This window comes from Aeromonas dhakensis (assembly GCF_000820305.1).
GTDB classification, from domain to species: Bacteria; Pseudomonadota; Gammaproteobacteria; order Enterobacterales; family Aeromonadaceae; genus Aeromonas; species Aeromonas dhakensis.
The window spans coordinates 36,948-43,354 of sequence record NZ_CDBH01000053.1 but is presented as its reverse complement, the minus strand read 5'-3'; the positions used below and the strand labels follow the sequence as shown (position 1 = coordinate 43,354).

General features: G+C 60.5%; 5 protein-coding genes. 1 reads left to right on the top strand and 4 read right to left on the bottom strand.

Features of this window, described 5'->3' with window-relative positions; all coding sequences use genetic code 11:
* Positions 1-152 precede the first annotated feature (152 nt).
* The 4 genes from hemG to pepQ are packed head-to-tail and all read right to left on the bottom strand — an operon-like array spanning position 153 to position 4,118.
* The gene (gene hemG, locus BN1143_RS15610) at positions 153-677 is read right to left on the bottom strand and encodes a menaquinone-dependent protoporphyrinogen IX dehydrogenase (RefSeq protein ID WP_005307448.1); all 525 of its coding nucleotides are present in this window, start codon (positions 675-677) and stop codon (positions 153-155) included.
* A gap of 7 nt (positions 678-684) precedes the next feature.
* Positions 685-2,142, bottom strand: a complete 1,458-nt coding sequence (locus BN1143_RS15605; protein WP_042051287.1) for a TrkH family potassium uptake protein — start codon at positions 2,140-2,142, stop codon at positions 685-687.
* 36 nt (positions 2,143-2,178) lie between these two features.
* The gene (locus BN1143_RS15600) at positions 2,179-2,796 is read right to left on the bottom strand and encodes a YigZ family protein (protein WP_042051286.1); all 618 of its coding nucleotides are present in this window, start codon (positions 2,794-2,796) and stop codon (positions 2,179-2,181) included.
* Positions 2,796-4,118, bottom strand: coding sequence for a Xaa-Pro dipeptidase (pepQ, locus tag BN1143_RS15595; protein WP_042051283.1), 1,323 nt, complete (start codon positions 4,116-4,118; stop codon positions 2,796-2,798). Before pepQ ends, BN1143_RS15600 begins: the two co-directional genes overlap by 1 nt.
* Positions 4,119-4,308: 190 nt before the next feature.
* Between pepQ and BN1143_RS15590 the strand changes: the two genes are divergently transcribed.
* Positions 4,309-6,246, top strand: a complete 1,938-nt coding sequence (locus BN1143_RS15590; RefSeq protein WP_042051282.1) for an acetoacetate--CoA ligase — start codon at positions 4,309-4,311, stop codon at positions 6,244-6,246.
* The last annotated feature ends 161 nt before the right edge of the window (positions 6,247-6,407 follow it).

The following is a 6,407-nucleotide window of genomic DNA, read 5'->3' as shown; positions in this document are numbered from 1 at the left end:
GATGGAGGCGCATTATAGGGGGCCGCGCCGCGATGACAAGGGGAATTTTGCAAAAAATTGGCATTTTTCGTGTTTTGGCCGGTCAAGCGTCTATTTATCAAACAAAAAAGCCCTGCATCCGCAGGGCTCAAGCCGCTTTCACACTGCCATGGCTATTTTTTTGACCAGAAATCGCGGGCAAAACTGCGCACTTTGTCCCAGTCGGTAAACTCGAGGTCCTTGCTGGTATCCGTGCTGCCGCCGGTGATCTTCATGATCAGCTGGATGATGCGGGTCTGCCACCAGTTATAGCGGGAGTACTGCAGCGCACCGGCAAACACCCCCAGGGTTTTTGGCTTCCAGGGGGAGAGGCGCAAAAACTTCTTCATGTAGGCATTGGTCTGCGGGGTCTGCTTCTCGGGCTTGCGGGCCGTCAGGTTGACACAGAAGAAGGCGGCGTTGGCCACTTCCAGCTGTTCGTGATGAGCATGGATGAAACTGAACAGGCTGGGGTGGAAGTTGCCATAGCGAATGGAAGCGCCGATAAGCACCTTCTTGAACTTGCTGAGGTTGCACATGGGCAGGCTGTGCAGATCCTGCATCACCACCTCGCATCCCTCGATCTCAGCCAGCATGGCATCGACGATTTTTCGCGTTTGCCCGTCACGGGAAGAATAAAGCACCAGAATCTTGTCCATACCAACCTCAACTACGCCAGAATGCAGGGGTAAACAGTACCAGAAGCGTAAAGATTTCCAATCGGCCAAACAACATGGCGACCACCAGTATCCATTGAGCCGTTGCCGAGATATTGCCAAAGTTGGCCGACACCTCCCCCAGCCCCGGCCCCACGTTGGTAAACGCGGCCGCCACGGCAGAGAAGGCGGTCACCTCGTTCAAGCCGGTCATCAGCAACAACAGCATAAAGATGAAGAACAGGATGATGTAGGTGGCAAAGTAGCCCCACACCGCTTCCACGATCCGCTCTGGTACGGCGCGACGGCCCAGCTTGAGGGTATAGATGGCGCGTGGATGCACCAGTCGCTTCAGCTCGCGCATCCCCTGCAGGAACAGGATCATGAAACGCATCACCTTGATGCCGCCCCCGGTACTGCCGGCGCAGCAGCCAATGAAGGCGGAGAACATCAGCAGCATGGGCAGGAAAGAGGGCCAATTCGCATAACTGGTGGTGCTGTAACCGGTAGTCGTGCCCAGCGACACCGCCTGGAACAGGCCGTGGTTGAGCGCATCCTGCCAAGTATCGTAGTGGCCGTGGAACAACAGGGAAACGAAGCAGATCAGTACCAGTACACACTGGATGCTCAGGAACACCTTGAGCTCGGAGTCCCGTAGATAACTGCTCAGGCGCACCGGCTTGTGGGCGAACACCATGAAGTGCAGGGCAAAGTTGACGCTCGCCAGCAGCAGAAACAGCACTGTGATCAGGTTGATGGCCGGGCTGTTGAAGAAACCTATGCTGGCATCGTGAGTCGAGAAGCCCCCCACAGACATGGTGGAGAAGGAGTGGCAAATGGCATCGAACAGGGTCATGCCCGCCATCCAGTACGCCAGGGCGCAGAGGGAGGTGAGCAGCAGATAGATGAACCAGAGCGCCTTGGCCGTCTCGGCGATGCGCGGGGTGACCTTGTTGTCCTTGACCGGCCCCGGAATTTCGGCGCGATAGAGCTGCATGCCCCCGATGCCGAGCAGCGGCAGTATGGCCACCGCCAGCACTATGATCCCCATGCCCCCCAACCACTGCAGCAGCTGACGATAGAACAGAAACGCCTTGGGCAGGTTGTCCAGCCCGGTGAGCACGGTCGCCCCCGTGGTGGTCAGGCCGGAAAACGACTCGAAGAAGGCCTCGGACACCGTCATGCCGGGCACCTCTCCCAGCAGGAACGGCAAGGCCCCGACGCTGCCCAGTACCACCCAGAACAGCACGACGATGAGGAAGCCCTCCTTGGACCTGAGGTCCTTCTTCTGATGACGGTTGGGAAACCAGAGTGCGGCGCCGAGCAGCAGAGCGATGAAGAAGGAGTTGACGAACTCGGCACCACCACCATCACGATAGCCAAATGCAACCATCGCAGGCAGCAGCATGGTCGAACTGAACAGTGCGACCAGCAGGCCAACGATACGAATGATGCTCAGAATCTGCATTCCGGCTCCCTCTTCAGACCAAAAGAGCGATGGATTCTAGCCATCTAAGGGACGAAGGGATACCCGACCCTGGGTTCGGTCGGTCAATTCCTGTGCGATTCGGGCCCAGAGCGCAGACTCCCACGCCACCTGCAGGGTTACGCTGGCGCCATAGTCGGCCGTCAACAACTGGCCCTGATGAGCCTGGATCAGGGCCTCTACGGCCCCCATGTCGGCATAGTCGCACTGGATGAGAGAGGCCGTCTGCTGGCGCTTGATGCGGGTCTCGAGCTGCTTGAGTGCCGCCCCCACGCCACCGCCGTAGGCCTTGACCAGGCCGCCGGTGCCCAGCAGCACACCACCGTAATAACGCACCACCACGGCGGCGACTTCACCCAGGCCCGCTCCCATCAGCTGGGCCAGCATGGGTTTGCCGGCAGTGCCAGAGGGCTCACCGTCATCGCTGAAGCCATAGACCTGACTGTCCTGCGGGGCACCTGCGACGAAGGCCCAGCAGTGATGCCGGGCCCCGGGATGTTGTTGCTTTATCTCGCCAATCCAGGCCTTGGCGGCCTCGACGGTCGGTGTGTGGGCAAGATAAGTGATGAAACGGCTCTTCTTGATCTCTTCACTCACCTCCAGCGGTGCGGCCGGTATGGAATAGTCCGCCGCCATCAGAGCCCTGCTTGTCTGGTCAGGTTCTCCACCCCGTTGGCATGCAGCACCACGTTGTCTTCGATGCGGATGCCGCCATAGGGGCGCAGCGCCTCGACCTTGTTCCAGTTGACCCGCTTGCCCTGCTCACCCTGGCGCAGCGGCTCCAGCAGGCTGTCGATGAAGTAGAGGCCCGGCTCTATGGTGAACACCTGACCCACCTCCATCACCCGGGTGCAGCGCAGATAGGGGAACTGTTCGGGAGCCGACAGGTGGGTACCGCGCTCATCCTGCATGAAGCCGCCGGCATCGTGTACCTGCAGACCGAGGAAGTGGCCGAGACCGTGGGGGAAGAAGACGTTGGTCACCCCGGTGTGGATCATCTCGTCCACCGACATGTCCACCAGCTCGGTGGCTTGCAGCAGGCGCGCCAGTCGGTGGTGCATCTGCAGATGCAGCTCGCTGTAACGGCGGCCCGGCTTGATCTCCCCAATGATCTCCTGCTGCTGGGCATCCAGCGCCGCGATCAGATCGGCAAACTCGCCGCGCCGCCAGGCCCAGGTCCGGGTGATGTCGGAGGCATAGCCGTGCACATCCACGCCGGCATCGATGAGGAAGGAGTAGCGCTCCGCATCGGGCACCCGCAGGGTGGATAGGTGGGTGTAGTGCAGAATGGCCGCATTGCGATTGATGGCGACGATATTGCCGTAGGGCGCCTCATTGGCCCCCTGCCCGACCGCTTTCATGTAGGCCAGGTTGATCTCAAACTCGCTCGCCCCCGCCATGAAGGAGTCCTTGGCCGCAATGTGCCCGCGTACCCCGATGCGGTTGGCATCGCGCAGACACTCCAGCTCGTATGCCGTCTTGTAGGCGCGATGATAATGCAGATAGTTGAGGACCGCCTCCGGGTTGGGCTGGCCCAGCCCCAGCAGCTCGGCCACCTCCAGATGGCCACCCAGATAGGCCCACTCCTGCCTGTTGGCCGGCAGATGATCGGCAACCTGCTCCGGGCGGGTCAGGAAGCGGATATCGAAGAAGTCGACCCAGAAGGCGTTGGGCAGGTCCGCTACCTTGTGCCAGAAATCCACCGGCCGGTAGAACAGCAGCACCGGCTTGTTCACCCCATCCACCAGCAACCAGCAGTGGGGATTGTCCAGCACCGGCAACCAGGCCTTGAACTGGGGGTTCACCTTGAAGGGGTAATCCTGATCATCGAGGAAGATGCGGTGGGTCTGGCCGGAGTGGATGGCCAGACCGCCCAGTCCCTGCTGTTGCAGTATGTCGCGGGTGCGCTGCTGCAAGGTGTCGAGGTGCTGGGCAAAAAGTTGGCTGTAGCTGCTCATGGCGTCCTGCTCCGGGAGAAATGTGGTTTCAGCATAACATCAAGCGAATCAAGGCTCGAACCGTCAAGCAATCGCTTCGTGAGGTAACGCATACGTTACAAGCCTTTTGTTATGAAACAAAAACCAACCATTAACAAATAAAAAACAATTCAATACACTGCCGGTAGATACATGCAGTCAGGGACTACTCATGCACAATCTTTGCCTGTGGCAACCGGATCAGGAGCGGATGCAGCAATCCAACCTCCAGCACTTCATGGCCGAGGTCAACCGCTTCCACGGCCTGCAGCTGCACAGCTACGCCCAGCTCTACCAGTGGTCGGTGGAGAAGACAACCCGTTTCTGGCCGCTGGTGTGGCAGCACTGCGGCGTCAAGGGCGAGCTCGGCAACATAGTGGCGGAGAACCGCCAGGAGATGCAGCACACCCGCTGGTTCCCCGACAGCCGGCTCAACTTCGCCGAAAACCTGCTGCGCCGCCAGGATGACACGCCGGCCATCATCTCCCGCATCGAGGGTAGCCCCAGCCAGACCCTAAGCTGGCGCGAGCTGGCGGATCAAGTCGCAAGGCTAGCCCAGTGGCTGCGCAGCCAGGGCATAGGCCGGGGCGATGTGGTGGCCGCCTATCTGCCCAATATCCCGGAAACCGTGGTGGCCATGCTGGCGACCACCAGTCTGGGAGCAATCTGGACCTCCACCAGCCCGGATTTTGGCGAAGCCAGCGTGGTGGAGCGCTTCGGCCAGACCCGGCCGCGGGTGCTGTTTGCGGTGGATGGCTATCGCTACAACGGCAAGGCTATCGACATTCAGGACAAGGTGGCGGGGGTCGTCGGCCAGATCGACAGCATAGAGCAGACGGTCATGATCCCCCTGCTCGGCCACTCCCTGCAGCTGGGTCACGACTGGCGTCAGATCCTGGCCGACCAGCCGGATGCCAGCCTGCAGTTCGAGCCGATGGCCTTCAATGACCCGCTCTACATCCTCTACTCGTCCGGCACCACCGGCAAGCCCAAGTGCATCGTGCACGGCATCGGCGGCACCCTGCTGCAGCATCTCAAAGAGCACCAGCTGCACTGCGACATCAAGCCGGGGGAGCGTATCTTCTACTTCACCACCTGCGGCTGGATGATGTGGAACTGGCTGGTGAGCGCGCTCGCCTCCGGCGCCACCCTGGTGCTCTACGACGGCTCCCCCTTCTACCCGGACGGCAACGTACTGTGGGATCTCGCCCGCGACGAAGAGGTCGCCCTGTTTGGCACCTCGGCCAAATACCTGGATGCGCTGCACAAGCAGAGTTATGCCCCTATCAAGACCCACGACTTGCCACACCTGCGGCTGATCTGCAGCACCGGCTCCGTGCTCTCTCCCGAAGGGTTCGACTACGTCTATCAGCAGATCAAGCAGGATGTGCAGCTCAGCTCCATCTCAGGTGGCACCGACATCTGCTCCTGTTTTGTCATCGGCAACCCGCTCAGCCCCGTTTACCGCGGCGAGAGTCAGGGGCGCGGCCTCGGCCTCGCGGTGCAGGTATTCAACGAAGCGGGCCAGCCGGTACAGGGTGAAAAGGGCGAGCTGGTCTGCACCAAGCCGTTCCCGGCCCAGCCCATCGGTTTCTGGGGAGACGACAGCGGCGACAAGTACCACGCCGCCTATTTCGAGCGGTTCGACAACATCTGGTGCCACGGCGACTGGATCGAGCTGACCCCGACCGGTGGCATCCTGTTCTACGGCCGCTCCGACGCCACCCTCAACCCGGGGGGCGTGCGCATCGGCACCAGCGAGATTTACCGCTACGTCGAGCAACTGGAGGAAGTAGAAGAGAGCATCGTCATCGGCCAGCAGTGGCAGCAAGACGAGCGGGTTGTGCTGTTCGTCAAGCTCAAGCCTGGTCTCAAGCTGGACGAAGCACTGCGCGAGCGCATCCGCCAGCAGGTGCGCCAGCATTGTACCGCCCGTCACGTGCCCGCCCGCATCCTGCAGGTGGACGCCATTCCGCGCACCAAGTCCGGCAAGATAGTGGAGCTGGCGGTGCGGGAAGTAGTGCACAACCGGCCCGTCAACAATACCCACGCCCTCGCCGATCCCGAGGTGCTGAGCCAGTATCGCGACCGGCCCGAGCTGGCCAGCTGAGGCCACACAAGGTTAATAAAGGCGTCATCAGACGCCTTTATTTTGATTGTTAATCTGAGGCGAACTTTTACTCGAGATCTGTTAAACGAATGTTTTAAATAGGTGTTGAAATTGTCTTCTTTTGGATCAATAGTGAGCCTCGCCCCCTGCTGGGGATAAAG